16 protein-coding genes and 1 pseudogene are annotated in these 19,068 nt (G+C 59.8%); 4 read left to right on the top strand and 13 right to left on the bottom strand.

What is annotated here, in order from left to right; all coding sequences use genetic code 11:
* Window positions 1-47: 47 nt before the first annotated feature.
* From AXW79_RS08675 to AXW79_RS08655, 5 genes and pseudogenes are all read right to left on the bottom strand, one after another.
* Window positions 48-670 (bottom strand): annotated as a pseudogene (locus AXW79_RS08675) (tetratricopeptide repeat protein).
* Window position 671: 1 nt separating this feature from the next.
* Window positions 672-1,541 carry an SDR family oxidoreductase gene (locus AXW79_RS08670; protein WP_005317251.1) on the bottom strand — a complete coding sequence of 290 codons (870 nt, stop codon included), beginning with the start codon at window positions 1,539-1,541 and terminating at the stop codon, window positions 672-674.
* A gap of 70 nt (window positions 1,542-1,611) precedes the next feature.
* The gene (locus AXW79_RS08665) at window positions 1,612-2,268 is read right to left on the bottom strand and encodes a TenA family transcriptional regulator (RefSeq protein WP_005317247.1); all 657 of its coding nucleotides are present in this window, start codon (window positions 2,266-2,268) and stop codon (window positions 1,612-1,614) included.
* Complete coding sequence (locus AXW79_RS08660) at window positions 2,265-3,761, bottom strand: AMP-dependent synthetase/ligase (protein ID WP_005317244.1); 1,497 nt, start codon at window positions 3,759-3,761, stop codon at window positions 2,265-2,267. The genes AXW79_RS08665 and AXW79_RS08660 overlap by 4 nt, the downstream gene beginning before the upstream one ends.
* Window positions 3,758-4,402 carry a thermostable hemolysin gene (locus AXW79_RS08655; RefSeq protein WP_005317227.1) on the bottom strand — a complete coding sequence of 215 codons (645 nt, stop codon included), beginning with the start codon at window positions 4,400-4,402 and terminating at the stop codon, window positions 3,758-3,760. Before AXW79_RS08655 ends, AXW79_RS08660 begins: the two co-directional genes overlap by 4 nt.
* 238 nt (window positions 4,403-4,640) lie before the next feature.
* On the opposite strand from AXW79_RS08655, the gene AXW79_RS08650 reads away from it, so the two are divergent.
* The 3 genes from AXW79_RS08650 (at window position 4,641) to AXW79_RS08640 (ending at window position 7,409) form a co-directional block, all read left to right on the top strand.
* On the top strand, window positions 4,641-5,279 hold the full coding sequence (locus AXW79_RS08650) for a class I SAM-dependent methyltransferase (RefSeq protein WP_005317224.1): 639 nt from the start codon (window positions 4,641-4,643) through the stop codon (window positions 5,277-5,279).
* A gap of 74 nt (window positions 5,280-5,353) precedes the next feature.
* The gene (locus AXW79_RS08645) at window positions 5,354-6,583 is read left to right on the top strand and encodes a winged helix-turn-helix domain-containing protein (RefSeq protein WP_005317221.1); all 1,230 of its coding nucleotides are present in this window, start codon (window positions 5,354-5,356) and stop codon (window positions 6,581-6,583) included.
* A gap of 49 nt (window positions 6,584-6,632) precedes the next feature.
* Window positions 6,633-7,409: a substrate-binding periplasmic protein gene (locus tag AXW79_RS08640; RefSeq protein ID WP_005317217.1), complete on the top strand. Its 777-nt coding sequence runs from the start codon at window positions 6,633-6,635 to the stop codon at window positions 7,407-7,409.
* A gap of 171 nt (window positions 7,410-7,580) precedes the next feature.
* Here AXW79_RS08640 and AXW79_RS08635 read toward each other — a convergent pair whose 3' ends face one another.
* Window positions 7,581-8,222 (bottom strand): TetR/AcrR family transcriptional regulator, encoded by a 642-nt coding sequence (locus AXW79_RS08635; RefSeq protein WP_005317214.1) that lies wholly within the window; start codon window positions 8,220-8,222, stop codon window positions 7,581-7,583.
* Window positions 8,223-8,316: 94 nt separating this feature from the next.
* Here AXW79_RS08635 and AXW79_RS08630 point away from each other — a divergent pair, with 94 nt between their 5' ends.
* A complete protein-coding gene (locus tag AXW79_RS08630; protein WP_005317211.1) occupies window positions 8,317-9,015 on the top strand; it encodes a DAPG hydrolase family protein in 699 nt (232 codons plus the stop codon).
* A gap of 136 nt (window positions 9,016-9,151) precedes the next feature.
* Here AXW79_RS08630 and frdD read toward each other — a convergent pair whose 3' ends face one another.
* The 7 genes from frdD to mscM form a co-directional block, all read right to left on the bottom strand.
* Window positions 9,152-9,508, bottom strand: a complete 357-nt coding sequence (gene frdD / locus AXW79_RS08625) for a fumarate reductase subunit FrdD (RefSeq protein ID WP_005317209.1) — start codon at window positions 9,506-9,508, stop codon at window positions 9,152-9,154.
* Window positions 9,509-9,519: 11 nt separating this feature from the next.
* Window positions 9,520-9,918 (bottom strand): hypothetical protein, encoded by a 399-nt coding sequence (locus AXW79_RS08620; protein ID WP_005317207.1) that lies wholly within the window; start codon window positions 9,916-9,918, stop codon window positions 9,520-9,522.
* A gap of 16 nt (window positions 9,919-9,934) precedes the next feature.
* Window positions 9,935-10,669: a succinate dehydrogenase/fumarate reductase iron-sulfur subunit gene (locus AXW79_RS08615; RefSeq protein ID WP_005317203.1), complete on the bottom strand. Its 735-nt coding sequence runs from the start codon at window positions 10,667-10,669 to the stop codon at window positions 9,935-9,937.
* Window positions 10,662-12,446, bottom strand: a complete 1,785-nt coding sequence (gene frdA, locus AXW79_RS08610; RefSeq protein ID WP_005317201.1) for a fumarate reductase (quinol) flavoprotein subunit — start codon at window positions 12,444-12,446, stop codon at window positions 10,662-10,664. Before frdA ends, AXW79_RS08615 begins: the two co-directional genes overlap by 8 nt.
* Before the next feature lie 516 nt (window positions 12,447-12,962).
* Complete coding sequence (locus AXW79_RS08605) at window positions 12,963-14,828, bottom strand: methyl-accepting chemotaxis protein (RefSeq protein WP_005317198.1); 1,866 nt, start codon at window positions 14,826-14,828, stop codon at window positions 12,963-12,965.
* 117 nt (window positions 14,829-14,945) lie between these two features.
* Window positions 14,946-15,671 (bottom strand): glycerophosphodiester phosphodiesterase, encoded by a 726-nt coding sequence (locus AXW79_RS08600; RefSeq protein WP_005317195.1) that lies wholly within the window; start codon window positions 15,669-15,671, stop codon window positions 14,946-14,948.
* Between the two features lie 23 nt (window positions 15,672-15,694).
* On the bottom strand, window positions 15,695-18,970 hold the full coding sequence (gene mscM / locus AXW79_RS08595) for a miniconductance mechanosensitive channel MscM (RefSeq protein WP_005317163.1): 3,276 nt from the start codon (window positions 18,968-18,970) through the stop codon (window positions 15,695-15,697).
* Between the last annotated feature and the right edge of the window lie 98 nt (window positions 18,971-19,068).

Genomic DNA, 19,068 nt, shown 5'->3' with positions numbered 1-19,068 from the left:
ATGCAAGCGGGCGGGCAGAGTTTACATCACTGATTTATCAGGGGGATTTATAGCTTGGCGAGCCGGTCGCGGATTTCGAGGCGACGGCCCTGATCTGCCAGCTCGCGGCCGGGGCGGCCAGCGCCTTGTCCAGATAGGTTTTCGCTTCGGCTTTGCGACCCTGATCCAGCAGGAAGTCGCCATAGAAGAAGTTGGGATCTATGCCGGCGGGGTTGAGTGCCAGCGCCTGCTTGAGCAGCTCCTCTGCCTTTTCATCATCGCCAAATCCCACCGGCCAGCCCGGCACCTGGTAGTAGAGTGAGCCCAGACTGGTGTAGGCAGAGCCTTCCAGCGCCTTGGGATCCTGCTTGAGGGCGATCTCCAGTTTGGCCTTGGCCTCTTTCACCAGACCCAGGGCATCAAGCCCACCCTTGGCGCCGGCCCAGGTGCTCTTGACGATGGCCGACCAGATCAGCAGGTCGGTCCGAAAGGCCTCTTTGGCGCTGGCCTGATCGGCCTGGCTGCTCAGGGTTTCAAGGCAGCTCTCCTTGGCCTTGCCGGTTTGCTGGTACTGGCAGACGGCCCACTGTTGCTGGATCGGAATAAGCGCATCATCCGCAGCCGCGACACAGCTTGAACCCAGCAGGAGGGCGATGGCACAGGAGGTGGCAGAGTTAAGGGAAAAGCTCATATCAAGGTTCCTTTTTGGTCGGGATCGGGCGGGACAATGCCGGTTGCGGCGCAGCGCTTGCGCTGGTGTCTGCTGTCCTTGGTGGAAGGTGACGGGCGTAGCGTTCAATGATGGGCAGTTGTTTGGCCAGCGCCCGATCGACGATGCCGGGCAGCAAGGCATTGAGCCGTACGAACAGTTTTTCCGGCCAGCCGAGCCAACTGCGGCGGGTCTCGTTGCACAGGGCGATGACGGCGGCTTCGGCAACTTCCTGCGGGCTGTCGGTCTGGGTACCGAGCTCGGCATTCATCTCGTATGCTGCCTCTGAGTTGAGACGAGTACGGGTCGCACGGGGAGCGAAGTGCAGCACCTTGATGCCGGAGCCTTCCAGTTCCCGTCCCAGCGCTTCGCTAAAGCCGCGCAGGGCGAACTTGCTGGCACAGTAGACGCTGTAACCCGGATACCCTATGGCACCAAAGCTGGAGCCGATATTCATGATGATAGCGGGTTTGCGCAAATGGGGCAGCAGGGTGCGGGTAAGCTGAATAGGGGCCTCGATATTGAGCAGCAGCTGACGCTCCACCTGCTCGGCGCTTTGATCTTCCAGCCAGGCGAACTGGTTGCAGCCAGCGTTGTTGATCAGCACATCCAACCCCTCTTCCAATGCAGGGTGTTGCAGCAAACGGGCCCGTTCCTGGTGGGATCCCAGATCGGCGACCACTGTCTGGTGGCGTTCCGGATGGGGCAGCTCCTTGCAGAGGCGATCCAGCACGCTGGCTCGGCGACCGTGCAGCAACAGGTGTGCCCCCTGCGCCGCCAGCTCCTGGGCCAGCGCTTCACCTATCCCGCCGCTTGCGCCCGTGAGCAGCACTCGCTTTCCTTGCAGTTTCATAGGGTTGGGGTTCCTGTTCCTTGATTGAGCCTGCCGTGGGTGAGCGACATGTTTTTCTCCCTTTGCCGTCTCATTGCGGGTTGTCTGTCAGCTGATAGAGCATGTCGGCATAGAGGCGATAAACCACCTTGGCCGAGTGGATGATGGCGGCCTGATCGGCGGGATCTTCAACCCGGTTCATCAGGGACTCGAAGAACTTGAGATGCTCCTGATCCAGGGTGCCGTGGGAACTCAGGTAGCTCATGGCCTGGGGTGGCAGACCGAGGCCCGCCTTCAACTGATCGGCCACGGTCAGGGCGATGGCGACACTGGTGCCTTCCAGCACCTGCACCATGCCGAAGAATCCCATGGGGTTGCCGCGCTGGATCTGGTCATAGAGAAAAGCCACCATCAGCTCGATGGGCAGGCCGGGCAGGCCATGGCGCACTGCCTCGGCATCCCCGCCACAGGCGCGGATATCGTTCAGGATCCACTCCTGATGGCCGTACTCCTCCTCGATATATTCGGCAATGGCGCCCCGTACCCATTCGTACTCCTGACCCAGCTTGCCGCCTGTGGCCATCAGCAGCGGTACCGTATGGCGCACGTGATAGAAGGCTTGAGACAGAAAATCAACATAGGTGCCGCGGGAGATGTCCCCCTTGCGGCACGCCTCTATGATGGGGGCATTGAACAGATGTTCCCGTGCCGATGCGGTAGCGTGTTGCAGCGTGTGATAGAAGCTCATGAGGTCTCTCCGGTAAGGCATTGGCTGATTTGACGGGAAAAGTGGTGATAGATCCGCTCGCGGCGGGGGCGACCGTTGGCAGTCAGCAGATCGGGATGCTGATCCAGTGTTACCGGCAGCCAGTGATGGATGCGGGCATAGTCGGGCAGGCGCTGATTGAGCTGCTCAACCTGTTGCGCCAGCTGGGCGTCTGCCCCGGGGCGCGACTGGATCAGGGCGACGTTGGCGGGCTGGCCATCGCCGAAGATCACGATGCGGGCAATGGCCGGACAGAGCTGGGCTTCGGCCTCGATCCACTCGGGGGAGAAGTTGCGGCCAAAGGCGGTGATCTGCACGTTCTTCTTGCGCCCCGTGATGTGCAGGTAACCCGCCTCATCGAGATGACCCAGATCGCCGGTGGCGATCTGCACGGTAGAAGGGTCATCGGTGGCAAACCGGGCGGGTTGTTGTTCGTATGAGCCCAAATAACCCAGCATGGCAGCGCCCTCCACCAGGATCTCGCCATCAGCGGCGATCTTGATCCGGCAGTGGGGCAGGGGCTGACCCACGCTGCCGAGGCTGTGGTCATCAGGCCCATTGAGTGCGACGACGGAGCCGCATTCCGACAGGCCATAGCCTTCAAACACCGGCAGCCCCAGCTTGCGGGCGCGACTGATGAGCTCGGGGGCGACCTTGCCGCCGCCCACGGCGACGAAGCGCAGGCTGGTGAGACGTTCGGCCAGTGCCACATCGGCACTGCACAGGGCGAGCAGCAGGCGCAGCAGCTCGGGCACCAGCACCAGGCTGTGGGTGGGCCAGCGCAGCAGGGCCTGGGTCAGGGTGGCCGGATCCAGCTTGCTGGAGCCGGAAAATCCCAGCTCTCCCAGCGAGGGAATACGGCTGCAGGCGCCGGTGAGCAACGGCACGTAGAGGCCGGTCAGGTTCTCCAGCAGTGTGGTCAGCGGCAACAGGGTCAGGTGTTTCTCTACCTGCGCCGGGGCGACTCGCAGGGCCAGCGAATCACAGACCGCCATCATATGTTCAAGGGAGAGACAGACTCCCTTGGGTTGCACCGTGCTGCCGGAGGTGTAGGTTATCTTGGCGGTACCAGCGGGCAGGGTGGGCACTCGTACCGGCTGGATGCGCCACAATGGCAATTCACCCACAGAGAGGAGCAGTGGCGCACTTGCCTGCCAGCCCTGATGATGAGGGCCGCTCAGGGCATCTGCGCCGCTGCTCTCGAGCAGCCACTCCTGCTGCTCCGGGCTGAAAAAGTGCGGCACAGGAATGACCACTATGCCTGCCTTTGCACAGGCGAGATCGATCAGCGCCCAGGGCAGGCCGTTATCCAGTTGCAGTGCCAGCCGGGCAATGCCTGCCTGTTGCAGGCGATCGGCCAGGGCGGAGATCTGCAGCCACAACTGTTCGTAGCTGATCCTATGATTGCTGCCGCTCAGCGCCGTGCTGTGCGGATCACTGTGGGCGAAGTGGGCTATCCGGTCGAACAGCATCATAAGGCGCTCCGCTGCGGGCAGTTGAACAGGGATGGCATGGGGGCGAGCAAGGAGAGCAGCAAGCTGCCCTGGGCCAGGGCTTGCCGCCCCTGATTGAGGTCACCCACCATCACCTTGGGCTGGCAGTGGTAGTAGGCTCCCCAGGCATTGGCATCCTCTCCGACCTGGTCGGCCCTGGCGGGGGCCAGCTCGATAAGGCTGAGACTGAGGCGATGAAAACTGTTGCGCAGTTTGGCTGTGCTGGTGAAGACAACGTGATCGAGGGCGTTGTCGCACAGCAAACGACACAGCGCCGCAAACATCAGGCGGGCATTGCCCGGTTCGCTGCAGGCCAGATTGCCGACCTCGACGATGCGATCCCGCCGGGCACGCACACCCAGCCGTGTCTCGATAGCTGCCTCTATGGGCTGATCCAGATACTGTTCCAGATAGAGGCGCTCCTCGCTGGCCTGCTTGAGGCCACAGGCGCCGACCAGCAAGCCATCGGCCCGGTAGAGACCCAGCAAGCAGGGTAGGAAGTGGGGGATACGGGCATCGAATTCGTGGCTGTAGGCGGCCTGAATATAAGCCTGCAAGGCCATGACCTGTTCCGGTGTGTCGGCCAGGATCAGCCGGTAGGGGGCTTGAATGTCTGTGGTCATGGATGGCTCCTTCTTGTCTGTTAGGGTCAGACTAAAGGGGCAAACTTAAGAAACACTTAAGAGTGGGAAGAACAGCCTCATTTTTACCCAAAGGAACAGAAAACAGCCGCAACTAGCGGGGCTGCAGGCGGTTATTCCATGGGACAAAACCCCTTGTCAGCGGCCGCCCGGGCAGGCAAGCTGGCGCCCATTTCGAGCCCATCCCGGATTGGGCCTGTCACTCTCGTGAGGAAATCCCATGTGCCCGTCTCCTTGCCCGCTGTGCGGTGCAGTCGATTCCTATGCGCTGCCGGTGGCCGGCAAGCATTACCATCGTTGCCGGTCCTGCGAGCTGGTCTGGCTGGATGGCGCCGATCATCTGGGGCCGTCAGCAGAGAAGGCAGTCTATGACGGACACGACAATCAGGTGGACGATCCCCGCTACCGCCATTTTCTGATGCGTGCCTTCGGCGAGGTGCTGAGCCGGGTGCCGCCACCGGCCAGCGGTCTCGATTTTGGCTGTGGCCCCGGGCCTGCGCTCATCGCCATGGGGCGGGAGGCGGGCTACCAGATGGCGGGTTATGACAAGTTCTATGCCGATCTTCCCGACTTGCTCACCCGCCAGTATGACTTCATCACCAGCACAGAGGTGATCGAGCATATCGCCGACCCGCGTGCTGCACTGGACGTGCTCTGGGGCTGCCTCAAGCCCGGCGGCATCCTGGTACTGCAGACCCAGCGGGTGCTGGACGATGACCGTTTCAAAACCTGGCGCTACCGCCATGACCCGACCCACATCGTCTTTTTTGCCGAGGCCTCGTTTCGCGCTCTGGCCATTCGCTGGCAGGCCGACGTCCTGTTTCCCCATGGGGATGTGGTTGTCTTCACCAAACCCTGAGCAGGGCGTTTTCATTTGGTCATGAGTTGGGCATGCTGATGGCCTTAAACCCCGGAACGGATGCCCCTATTTCCATGTCGATCCCTCATTTGTCACTGCAAGATGCCCGCCACCTGCAGCTCGCAGCCCAGGGGCTGCTGACCCCGCGTCGTGCCAAGGCCAAGCCTGCGGATCTGCTGGCGACCATTCGGCGTATGGCGCTGCTGCAGATAGATACCATTTCAGTGGTGGCGCGCAGCCCCTATCTGGTGCTGTTCAGCCGACTGGGGCAGTACGATCCTCGCTGGCTCGAACAACTGTTGGCCGAGGGGGACATCTTCGAGTATTGGGCCCATGAGGCCTGTTTCATTCCCCGCGAGGATTACCGCCTGCTGCGTCATCGCATGCTGGATCCTGCCGCCATGGGCTGGAAGTTTTCGGCCAACTGGCTAGCCACCCATCAGCAGGAGATAGGCCAGATTATCGAGCGTATTCGCCAGCATGGCCCGGTGCGGGCCGCCGACTTTGAGCGCAAGGGGGAGAAGGGCAACGGCTGGTGGGACTGGAAGCCGGAGAAACGCCATCTTGAGGTGCTCTTTACCGCAGGCCAGCTGATGGTGCGCGAGCGGCGCAATTTCCAGCGAGTCTATGATCTCGCCGAGCGGGTCATGCCCGACTGGTGTGACGAGCGGGATTTGCCGAGCCAGGAACAGGTCCGGCGGGAGATGGTGCAGGCAAGTTGCCGCGCCCTTGGGCTGGTCAAGACCGGCTGGGTCGCCGACTACTATCGGCTGCGCCGCGGTAAATACGATGCCCTGCTCCATCAGCTGGCGGACGAGGGGGAGCTGTTGCCGGTACGGGTGGAAGGGTGGCAGCACGGCGCCTTTGTTCATGCATCCCTCGCCGATGAGTTGGCCATGGCCCTGGCCGGTACCCTCAAGGCGACCTACACCACGGTACTGTCGCCGTTTGATCCCCTGGTCTGGGATCGCAAGCGGGTCAGCGAGCTGTTCAACTTTGACTATCGCATCGAGTGCTATACCCCGGCGCCAAAGCGCCAGTATGGCTACTTCGTGTTGCCGCTGCTGCACCGTGGCAAGCTGGTGGGGCGCATGGATGCCAAGGCCCATCGCCAGCAGGGGATCTTCGAGATCAAGAACCTCTATCTGGAAGATGGGGTGAGAGTGACCCGTACCCTGGCGCAGGATTTGGCCAGAGCGCTGCAAAAGTTGGCCGACTGGCATCAGACGCCGGCCCTGCAATACGGCGTCATTCCCGCGCCCCTGCTGGCGCTGTGGCGTGACACAGGCAGGTCTGAGACATGAGGGGACTGGCCGACTGAACTAAGCTGCAAAGGTAGTCAAGGAGGGGGCAATGAACCGAACAATCTTGCTGTTGATGGGGCTGGGAGCCAGCAGCCTGGCTCAGGCGGCCGAACCGCAGGTGCAGATCTGCCTGGGGGAGGGGAACGAATGGGCTCCCTTTACCTATTGGGAGCGCAAGGATGGCGTACCCGATACCAGCCGACTCACTGGCTCGGCCACTACTCTGGTGCTCGAGTCCCTGAAAAAGCTGGGGATCTCATACCAGATCCGCTATCTGCCCTGGGCGCGGGTGCAGCAGGAGCTGGCGGACTATCGTCAGAACGGCCTGTGCGAGCTGACCTGGGATGCCAGCTACAAGCCGGAGCGGGCCGAATATGCCCTCTACAGCGTGCCGCTCTACTACACCCACCTCGGTTTTTTCTATCTCAAACGCCGCTTCCCCGAGGCGCCGGATCTGCAGACGGTCAATCGCTCCCGGGTGTGCGGCGTGATTGGTTACAACTATGCCCCCTATGGCTTGACGCGGGAGCCCCATCTGGTCAAGCAACTGCAGCAGGCGCTGGATATGCTGGGGCGGGATCGCTGTGATTTCTTGCCAAGTGAAATAGAACCGCTAGTGAGTGGAATTGGCCTGGGCATCTATCGAAGTGAGAGCGGCCTGCTCAACCTCTCCCTGCCCAGCCGCAAAGGCTTCTATCTGTTGGTGAGCAAGGGCTCCCCGCGCGGGTACGAACTGGTTACCCGTCTCAATCAGGTGCTGATCTCGTTTCAGGACAGCGGTTACAGCGACGAGGTGATGCGCAGCTTCCTGCCGCCGATGGAGTGAGAGCCATCCACACGCAGGCATCAGGCCCGGTTTTTGAATGACCGGGATGGGACCGGTGGGCGGTGGGAGCTGCTTGGCAGTTCTTCGCGCTCAGATGCCATCCCGCCCTTTGCCCGGACAGGCCTGAGAGCGTCTTCGCCGTGGCGTTGCATCCTTGCTGACGAAGGACGCCTACCTTCGCATCAAGCCGGGCAGCACCAGCGCAACGGCTGCGGCGATGCGATCGCGGATGTCGCTACCCGGTGCCAGCAAACCGAGTGCCATCTGGCGCAGAGGCTCCGCCATGGTCATTGCCAGCAGCAGGTCACTGGTTTGTGCGACGTCCAGCGCGCGTAGCCAACCCAGTTGCTGCTGGCGTTGCAACCAGTTGGCCAGCGTCGCCCTGCCGCGCGCAATGCCGTTGTCCTGATAGGCCGCCAGCAGTGTATCCCGCCCCTGAAACTCATGCTGCAGCAGCCGGAACATGCCGACCGCCGGCGCGCTCAGCACCTGGTTCGCAATGGCCTGCAACCCCTGCTCCAGCATCTCCCCCAGGGCATCGGGGCTATCGGCATCCAGCTCGAATGCCGGTTGAAATGCATCGGTCCAGCTGCGTACCGCCTGTGCCACCAGCTCGTCGCGGTTGGCGGCGAAGCGGTACAGCGTCTTCTTGGCGACCCCCGCCTGTTTGGCTACCGCATCCACTGTCGCGGTGGCGTACCCCCCCTTAAGCAACAAGGTCAGCGTTGCCTCGACCAGAGCGGTGCGCAGGTCGGATTCCGGGGTGGCCGGCCGGCCGCGTGAACGAACTACGTCATTGGATTGGTTCGACATGTGTGGCTCCTGGAAAGCATTGACAGACACAGCATACAGGCATAGCTTAAATTAAGAAGCGAATTTGGTTTCCAAATTGAATCGGAGTCACATCATGAATCCTTCCGCTTTGCTTGCCCCCTGGGGCGTCAATGACATCAATGAGTTGCTCAGGCTGCAGCCGCTGCGCTTGGAAATGGGCCTGACCCGCAGTACCGACGGCTTGCTGACGGTTGCCATTCGCACCGATCTGCATGGGTGCAAGGGGCGCATGCTGGATTGGTGGTTCACGTTTTTCGAGACGACCCAGCACATCAAGTGGTGGCACCCGCATGACCACGTCGAGCACCGGGGCTGGGACCATCACTGGAAAAAAGGGGAGCGCTATGTGGGGGCCAGCATAGATGCGGTGGAGTGGCTTGCCGAGCTGCCGCCGGTTGCGGCCCGCCTCAAGTTTCACGGCGCCGAAGAGGTGTTTGCCCCGCAATCGCTACACGAGGCGTGGGAGACGCAGGCACTGTCTGCCGCCATCTGCGCTCGCATCGGCTTTGGCGATCAGGTGGCGCTGGATGAGCAGGGTGCACCGCTGGATGGCGAGATGCTGCACCTGGCGCGCGATACCCCTTATGGCTGCGTGCTGCGCAGTCGCTTCCTGCTGGGCAAGGCCTGCGCCAATCCACTTGATGAGGTGCCGGACGAGATCGGCTTCAATCTGATGCGCCACTGCTACAGCGAGTTCAGCTATCTGGCGCAGTTTCTGCCGTCGCTCTATTACGCGGAAAACGGTCGTGAACCCGCGCCGCGGCTTTGGTGAAGGGACGCTGAAAGTGGCCGAGTGCCTTGTCCCATCAAGGGAGCAGTCCGGCTATCGGACTAAGGTGTGAGCTACCGAAGGCGATCATGAAAAAACCGGGCACTTGGCCCGGTTTGGTCAATCAGTCACGCTGTGATTACTGGAGGACCAGCACCATCAGCAGACCGACGGTAATGGCAGACACCAGGAAGGCGAAGCCATAGAACACATAGTGGTGCAGCTTGGTGGTGTGGATCCCCAGATCATGCAGACCGTGGTAGATACGGTGCATGCCGTGCCAGATCGGCAGGGCGATGATCACCAGCAGTATGCAGGCACCCCACCAGGAACTGGCGAATGCGTGGGCACGATCAAAGCTCATGGTCTCCACGTCCATGATGCCCATGGGCACCAGCAGACCTGTGATGAGGACAATCACCGGCAGCAGCATGGCAACCACCATGCCACCGGCACCAAACAGACCCCAATAGATGGGTTCGTCAGAACGTCTCATTAATTTTCTCCTCAAGCCACGATGATCAGGATCAGCAGGGATACCGCTGCCAGCGCCACATACTGGGCGATAACGATCGGCTTCTCCGGCACCAGGTCTTCACCACGGAAGATGCGCATGGCCTTGGGCGCCAGGGCGAACCAGGTCTTGGCATGGAACAGGCAGGCCGCCAGCGCGATGACGTGGAACAGGATGGCGATCGGGCTTTGCAGGGATTCCAGCCAGCCGTTGAACGCTTCCTGACCCTGAACCAGACGCAGCAGACCCCACATCAGCACGACGGCATAGATGGAGACGAAGATGCTGGTGCCTTCGCGGATCATGTAACCGGTGTAGAAGGCATTCTTCAGCCACCAGTCTTTCTTCATTTCGCGGACGTAAGGCTTACGTTTGCTATTGGTGTTGTTCATGGTCTCATTCCTGATCTCAATCTGGCTTGAACATGGCGATCATGTAGTCCTTGGCACTCTCGACCTTGCCAAGCTGAATGGCTGCAGCCGGATCCACGCCCTTGGGGCAGACATCGGAGCAATAACCCACGAAAGTACAACCCCAGACGCCTTCGTCCTGGCTGATGATCTTCATCCGCTCTTTGGACGCGCTGTCACGGTTGTCGGCGTTGTAGCGATAGGCCAGTGCCAGTGCCGCCGGACCGGTGAACTTCTTGTTGATGCCATACTGCGGGCAGGCCGCGTAGCACAGACCACAGTTGATGCACATGGAGAACTGGTGATATTTCGCCATGTCAGCCGGGGTCTGGGTGTACTCGCCATCACACAGGCTGCGCGGTTCGCTCGGGATGATGTAGGGCTTGATGCTCTCCAGCTTCTCGATGAAATCGGACATGTCGACCACCAGATCGCGCTCGATCGGGAAGTTGTTGAGCGGCTCGATTTTCATCTTGCCCGGCAGATAATCGCGCAGGAAAGTCTTGCAACCCAGCTTGGGAATACCGTTGACCATCATGCCGCAGGAGCCGCAGATCGCCATCCGGCAGGACCAGCGGAAGCTCAGGGTGGAGTCGAGCTGATCCTTGATGTATTGCAGTGCATCCAGCAGGGACATCTCTTTCAGGTAAGGCACCTGAAAGGTCTGCATCCAGGGCTCGTTGTCCTGCTCAGGGCGATAACGCAGGATTTCAATTTCGATCATCTCAGCCATTCTTCTTAGCCTCGTCTTGTTTCTCACCCTCGGAACCGTACACACGCTTGGCCGGTTGGGATTTAGTGATCTTCACATCGGAGTAATCGATGGTCGGGGCGCCTTCCTGGTTGTAGAAGGAGAGGGTGTGCTTGAGGAAGTTCACGTCATCACGCTCTTCGTAACCGTCCAGACGCTGGTGAGAACCGCGGGACTCTTTCCGGTTGAGAGCGGAGTGCGCCATAGCTTCGGCCACGTCCAGCATGTAGCCCAGTTCGATGGCGTACAGCAGATCCGTGTTGAAGACAGAGGACTTGTCGTTGATCTTGACCTTTTTGTAGCGTGCCTTCAGCTCGTTGATCTTGTCGATGGTGCCTTGCATCAGCTCTTCGGTACGGTAGATACCGACACCGGCTTCCATGGACATGCCCAATTCGTTGCGGATATCGGCCGGGTTTTCGGTACCGTCTATGTCCATCAGCGAGAGGTGCTGCTTGATCAGTTGCTCGGCCTTGGCGGCCAGCGCTTGCGTGTTGCCGTGGGCTTGGGTCTTGGCGAATTCGCCAGCGTGCTCACCCGCTACCTTGCCGAACACCACTATCTCGGACAGGGAGTTGGAACCCAGGCGGTTGGCGCCGTGCAGACCGACGGAGGCGCACTCGCCCAGGGCGTACAGACCCGGCATGCGGGTAGCGCACTGACCGTTGGTCTCGATACCACCCATGGTGTAGTGGGCAGTCGGACGTACCGGGATCGGCTCCTTGACCGGATCCACACCCACGTAGGCCTTGGCCAGCTCGCAGATGAAGGGCAAACGCTCTTTCAGATACTTCTCGCCGAGGTGGCGCAGGTCGAGGTGAACCACGTCGCCCATCGGGCCCTGGATCACGCGGCCTTTCTGCTGCTCTTGCCAGAATGCCTGGGAGAGACGGTCACGGGGACCCAGCTCCATGTGCTTGTTCTTCGGCTGGCCGACCGGGGTTTCCGGGCCCAGACCATAGTCTTGCAGATAGCGGTAGCCATCCTTGTTGACCAGAATGCCACCTTCACCGCGACAACCTTCGGTCATCAGTATGCCGGTGCCCGGCAGGCCGGTCGGGTGATATTGAACGAACTCCATATCGCGCAATGGCACACCATGGCGGTAGGCCAGGGCCATGCCGTCACCGGTGACTATGCCACCGTTGGTGTTGTAGCGGTAAACACGACCGGCGCCACCTGTAGCCAGAATGACCGACTTGGCCTGGATGAAGCGGGAGATGCCGTTCTGGATATCGAAGGTCAGGACGCCCTGCACGCGGCCATCTTCCACGATCAAGTCCATGCAGAAGTGCTCATCGAAGCGCTTGATGGTCGGATACTTGATGGAGGTCTGGAACAGGGTGTGCAGAATGTGGAAACCGGATTTGTCAGCCGCGAACCAGGTGCGGGGGATCTTCATCCCGCCGAATCGACGTACGTTGGCTTTGCCGTCCGGCTTGCGGCTCCAGGGGCAACCCCAGTGCTCAAGTTGAACCATCTCTTTGGTGGCATTGTTGACGAAGTAGTCGACCACGTCTTGCTCACACAACCAGTCGCCACCGGATACGGTGTCGTTGAAGTGGTTTTCGAGGGAGTCATCATCACGGACAACACCGGCGGCACCGCCCTCTGCGGCCACTGTGTGGCTGCGCATCGGGTAGACCTTGGAGATCAGGGCGATCTCCAGCTCCGGGTGGGCTTCTGCTATGGCGATTGCGGCACGCAGGCCACCACCACCGGCACCGATGATGGCGACATCGGTCTTGATAATATCCACATCTGCCTCCTTAGGGATAGATTTGCTGGGCACGATTTTGCTCTATTAAAAAAATTCAGGCTTGATGCAAGTCAAACTGGTTTGTTTTAGTGCTTGGCAATGGTGAGTTTTATTAAAATCACCCCATTCCTTGGATGAAAACGCCGTAATTATCGCCATCCTTCAGTTATCGGTGTCAGCCGCTGTCATTGCTATGGTTATTTTAAGCTCAGGATTATACGTAGTTTTCTTTCAAAAAAATGAGAAACACCTCTCTTTTTAGGTATTGCCCATAAAGTTTTTAAGTTTTTTATCAAAAATATTTAATAAGAATTATTCACTGATTCGTGTTGGGTTATTTAAGTTAAAAAAACTAATCCAAATGCGGAGTGGGATTTGTTGTTTCATGACGGGGAACTGTACCGGATGAGCATTTATTTCCTCATAGTCCAGACGATTCATGTGGTAATAACTATTGAAACAAAAGCATTTTTTCATAAAAAAAGGGGCCTGCATGGCCCCTTTGGTTTGTGCTGATCAGATGCGGAACATGCCGACCTGATTGCTCAGTTCACCTGAAATATTTTTAAGTTGTTCAGAGAGGTTGCGTGAGCTGTCGGCATCGACTGCCAGCTCGTCGGAGACATCCTTGACCGCCTGGATGTTGCGACTGACCTCGTCGGTGACGGCACGCTGCTCCTCGGCGGCACTGGATATCTGGGTCGCCATGTCGGAGATCTGGTTGATGGAGGTGGTGATTTGCTCCAGTGCCTGCGTAGCGTCGTTGGCATCTTCCACGCTGTTCTGGGCCAGCAACTGGCCTTCGTGCATGGTGCTGACAGCACCCTGGGTATTGCGTTGCAGCGTCTCAATCATGCTGCGGATCTCGACGGTAGAGCTGTGAGTACGTTGTGACAGCACCCGCACCTCGTCGGCGACACGACCCTGCTCACCCGCCCGTGCAGCCTCGATGGCGGCGTTGAGCGCCAGCAGGTTGGTCTGCTCGGCGATCCCCTGGATGGTAGAGAGGATGGTGTTGATCTCCTGGGCGTTCTTCTCCAGTTCCTGAATGATGCCGGAGGCCTGTTTGACCTGAGTGGCGAGATCCGTGATGGAACGCTGGTTGCGGGCGATGACTTGCTTGCCATGCTCACAACTGCTGGAGGAGCTGCGGGCCGCATCGGCGGTCTGCTCGGCGTTGTTGGCCACTTCCACCGCAGTGGCTGACATTTCGTGCACTGCCGTGGCGATCTGGGAGATCTCGTTTTGCTGACGTGCCAGACCCTGGTTGGCTTTCTCCGCCATGTTGTGGGAGGACTTGGCCTGATGGTTCAACTGGCCGGAGGAGTTGGAAATATCCTGCACCATCACATGGATACGTTCGATGAAGGTGTTGACGTGCTTGGCTACAGCACCAACCTCATCTTCTCGCTCAATCTTGATGCGGCGGGTCAGGTCACCGTTGCCACGGGAGAGGTCGGCAATGGCCTCCCCCAGGGTTTTCAGCGGAGCCAGTGAACCGTTGATAGCCACATAGGAGAAACCGGCCACGATGAGAATGGTCAGCAAGCCTTGCAGCAGGGCGGAGGTGACCATGCGGGAGACGGACTGATAGGCCACGGCTTCGTCCACCATCATGCCGTAATACCAGTTGGTATTCGGGATCGCGTTGAAGTCAAAGACCTCTTTCTTGCCGCTGATCACCAGCTCATTGATCATGCCATCGTGAGCCACCTGGTTGATGTAAGCCGCTGTCAACTCAGGTGCCAGACTGGTGGCGGGCTTCAGACTCAAGGAGGCATCGGGGTGGGCGATGATGGTGCCATTGCTGTCTACCAGAATGGCGTAGGTGCCTTCGGTGGTGACCGCCAGAATGTCAGAAACCAGCGAGCTGATGGATAGGTCTCCGGCGATGACCCCCTGGGTATTGCCACGCTGGAAAGGCTCGGCAATGGTCACGATCAACTGGCCAGTGGTGACGTCTGCATAGGGTGAGGTGATGGCCAGTTTGCCCGCAGCCATTGCATCCTTGTACCAGGGGCGTTGGCGGGGATCGTAACCTGCCGGCAAGTCGGTCGGTTTACTCTGGATCATGCGCCCATCAGTGGTACCGGCATAAACCAGGTCGAAGCCACCCGCGTTCATGGATTGAGCCAGGTGGCTGATCGGCTCATCTTCTTTGGCGAAGGCCTCCTTGGTGGAGGTGACCATGTTGATCCTGGCATCGAGCCAGCGAGAAATCCCCTTGACGTTGGCCACCGAGCTTTCGTCAATGATATTCCATACCAGCCGCTGGGTTTCGCTGCGCAGTTGGGAGGTGTTGTACCAGACTTGCAGGCCTGTGATGACCAGGATAATGACCCCGATGGCGAGGACAAGTTTGTTCTTGATGGATAAGTTCATGTGTACATCCTTGTGAGCGTCAGTCTGCGATGTGAGGTGTTATTGTTATGAGCCAACTCTTATCGGCCAAAGTTGAACTTTTTGTATCCCGGTGCGCACTTAAATTTATAGCCTAAATCAGCGCTTAGGGATCTCCTGCCGAAGTAATGAGTCCCCTTGTTTTGGGGGAAGGAAGCGATCCGGCCGGTTGGTAAATATGCCGTCAACCCCCATGGCCGCCAGTGCGGTCAGATCGTCCCCATGATCGACCGTATAGACCAGCACTTTCAACCCGCGGTTGTGGGCATCCTGCACCAGCGCCTCATCGACGAAGTCCACATCACAGTTGAGTGACCAGGCGCCGAGCTCGGCAGCGAAGCTCGCCAGGGTGAATGGTAGGGTAGCGGTCAGTGCCCCAAGCCGGATCTCGGGTCGCAAGGCGGCGAAACGGGCCAGTTCCGGGTGGTGGAAGGAGGAGACGACCCACTGAGCCGGTGTGAAACCCAGCTCGGCTTCGGCGCGCCGGGTCAGCAAGGCCACCTCGCTGGCAGTGTGCGCCCCTTTCAGCTCGATATGCAGCTCGGCCTTGCCAGCGATAGCTTCCATTACCTGCCACAAGGTAGGGATCGACTCCCCTTGACCGGCATCCAGACTGGCCAGATAGGCGCAAGATTGGGCTATCAGCACGCCACTTCCATCAGTACAGCGCTCGAGCCGCCGGTCATGGAATACCCACAGCTCGCCATCGGCCTGCTGCACGTCTATTTCGATGGCTTCAGCCCCCAATTCCAGCGCCAGCCTGATGGCCTTGAGGGTATTTTCCGGCGCCAGGCCACTGGCCCCGCGATGGGCGATGATCTGCATCATATAACTCCTTTATGTCCCGGTCAGGCGCGGCTCAGTCGAATATCGATCTGCTGGTGCGGCAGCCCCAGACCTTGTTGCTGCAGTTTCTCCAGCACCAGCGAGTGTACTTCGTGGGTGATGGGCATGCGGTGATCCATGCTGTTCACATAGAGCCGCATTTCGTAGATCAGCGCCGAATCGGTGAATTCGATCAGGAACACCTCGGGGGAGGGGGTCTCCAGCACCAGAGTGGAGGCCTTGATCGAATCTTCCAGAATCGTCTGTATCCGTTTGGGATCCTGAGTCAGGCCGATGCGGATACGCAAGCGAACCCGGGTGATGGCGTCCGACAGAGACCAGTTGATGAATTGCTCCGTGATGAAGGCCTTGTTGGGAACAATGATCTCCTTGCGATCCCAGTCCACTATGGTGGTGGCGCGGGTTTTGATCTTGGTCACTGTGCCGGTCAGCTCGCGGATGGTGACAGTGTCGCCGAGCCGGATCGGCTTCTCGAACAGTATGATGAGGCCGGAGACGAAGTTGGCGAAGATCTCCTGCAGGCCGAAACCCAGGCCGACCGAGAGGGCTGCCACCATCCACTGCGCCTTGGACCAGTCGATACCAAGAATGGAGAAGCCGCTGAGCGCCCCCACTACCAGCACTATGTACTTGGTGACAGTGGTGATGGCAAACCCTGTGCCCGGGGACAGGCTCAGGTGCTGGAGCAGGGTCAGCTCCATCAGGCCCGGCAGATTGCGGGCAGTGACCACCGTCAGTATGAAGGTGAATGCCGTCAGCATCAGATCCTGCAGTGTGATGGGGGAGAGCTGCTCTATGCCGCCAATCTTGCTGGTGACCTGCCACACTTCGATGCTGCGCAGGAAACTGAACGCCGAGTTGAGCTCGGACCACTGCACCACCACCAGCATGGTGAATCCCAGCATCAGCAGGGTACGCACCAGTCCCAGCGACTGGGCGCTGATGGTGTCCAAATCCAGCTCGGTATCTTCCACTACATCCGGTATCTCGGAGCTGAGTTCATCATGGCCCTCTTCCCGGCCGCGTTGGGCCAGTATCTCGGCCCGTTTGCTCTTGGCCCGATCGAAGGCGAGGCGGCGGCGCTGGATCAGCATCCAGCGATGGGCCAGATAGTAGATGAGCAGGCAGCCGAGCCCCATCAGCAGGCTGAGCTCCAGCTGGCGCAGCAGGATGCGGGACGTGTAGAAGTAGCCGAGCAGGGAGCCGATCACCGCCAGCAGGGGGGCCAGCATCAGGCTGTTCCAGATGAAGTGGTGCAGCAGGTGGGGCTTGCTCATGTCGGCCTGACCCCAGGTCAGCGGCAGTCGCTCCCGGTTGAGGCGGGCAAAGAAGAGCAGCAACCAGAGGGCGCCAACGATGAACGCCATCCTGCCGAGGGAGTCATAGAAAGCGTGTTCCTGATAGCTGTTGGCCATGCCCTGCACGAAGAAGCTGGGGATGATCACCAGCAGCAGAGTGCGAAACTGGCTCCACACCTTCTGTACCCACTCTTTCTGCCAGCGAAAATGCAGGATCAGTATCCCTTTTTCCAGCGTCAGGTGGCGCGCCATCAAGAGTGCCAGCAGCAGGAACCAGATTTCACTCAGGCCCCGGGCGACCGCCACAGCGAACGGGTATTGCCAGGCGCCGTCGAGCAGACCATGCACCATCAGCACCATGGCGGGCAGGGGCAGGGAGGCAAGCAAAGAGCGCACCAGCAGGCGGCTGGTGAGGCTGAACTTGTCCTGGGTCACCTTGCCGATGCGCGGTGCTATGTGCTGACTGTAATGCGTCAGGTGACGGGCGAGCTTGAACCAGCACCAGGCCAGCACCAGTATGCCAATACCGGCCAGAGTGAGGGTGATGGGATTGTTCTCGGCGATGGCTTGCGGCAGTTGCAGCCAGTTGGTCGGGTTGAAGGCAAGGCCTAGGGCCGCCGGAATGCCGAGCAGCACGGTCGGGGTGAGCGGACGCACATCCGGCATCCAGAACAGGTGGCTGGCGCTGAGGTCGCGGATCTCGTCGATCTTGCTGTTCTGGCGGCTGTAGAGCAGCTTGAGGCGGGTCTGTTCCTGGATCAGGCTGTCGGACGCGTCGTTGAGGCGGGTCAACAGTTGCCGTCTGGCTTTAAGCAGATTGTCGAGCACCGCCTGCTGGGAGCGATCGAGCGCCACCTCGTCGGTGGCCATCAGCTGCTCGCGCATCTGGCGCGGATCCTTGAGGGCATCCTGTTCGGTTTCGTACTGGTATTTGGCCATGCGGGCGTTGACGATGGCGGACTCCAGCTTGTCGAGCGGGAAGTAGGCGGGCAGGTCGGAGAGCTTGCTGCGCAGATTCTCGCCGTAGGCGTTGCTGATCTGCAGCCATTCCAATTGCTCCCGCACCGAATTGACCAGATCGTTCAGGGCCGACAGGTTCTTGTCGATAGCCCTTTGATCGTCCTGTACCCGCTCTATCTGATCCTCCAACGCGCCGAGCTGGATGGAGAGCGCCTGGTTCTGCTGCTCCAGCAGCAGCGGCATGTCGGAGGTGAGTTGTTTGCGCAGCCGCTCGCTTTCGGCCAGCGCCTGCTCCGTCTTGTCGCGACGCAGCTGGTTCTGCTGGTTGAGCAGGCTGGCTTGCCACTCGTCTTCATCCGTGATGGCCAGATTGAGCTCCTGCAACTTCAGCTTGCCGAGATCGTTGCGCTGCTGGGCGGAGAGCTGCTCCAGCTCCAGCATCTGGATCCGGTCGGCGAGACTCTGCTCCTTGAGGCGGGTGGCCAGCCGCTGGGCATCCTGCTGGCGATCCGACTCGCTGCTGAAGCTGAGCCGGTCGAGCAGGGTACGGGTCTGCTGCAACTGCTTGCGCAGCTCGTCGACCCTCAGGTGGTACTCCTGGCCCGTGCTCTCCAACTGGTTGAGGCTGTCCATCACCGCCTGACGCTCCTTGCGCAGGTTGAGTTGACGGTTGCTGCTCAGGCCGATGGCCTGGCGCAGCGCCTCCTCCTTCAGGGAGGAGAGGGACGGGCGGGACTGGGGCTGGTAGTTGTGCAGGCTCTCCTTGAGGCGGGCCGACTCCTTGGGGTAATCAATCAGGATCTGCTGATAAGCCTTGCCCTGCTCACGATAGCGCTGGGCTTCCCGGGCAAACTGCAGCGCCTGTTGATAACTCTCCCGCAATTTCTGGTTTTCCGGGGTGTCCGTCTTGGGGACGCTCTGCAGCAACTCCTCTACCTGGGTGATGGCGTCATCGGCCTGGACGAGCACGGGAAAGAGAGAGAGGGAGAGCAGCAGCAGAGAGAGCAGGCGTTGCAACATGGCGCACGTTTCCGTTCATGAGAGGTCGCCCTAAATAGCTGTTCCGAATAGTAGCTCACCGGAGGAAGGGAACTCAGTCCAGTTTGTGCGATCTCATT

The sequence above is a fragment of the Aeromonas salmonicida subsp. salmonicida genome (genome assembly GCF_001643305.1).
Classification (GTDB): domain Bacteria; phylum Pseudomonadota; class Gammaproteobacteria; order Enterobacterales; family Aeromonadaceae; genus Aeromonas; species Aeromonas salmonicida.
This window is presented reverse-complemented; position numbering and strand designations above follow the sequence as displayed.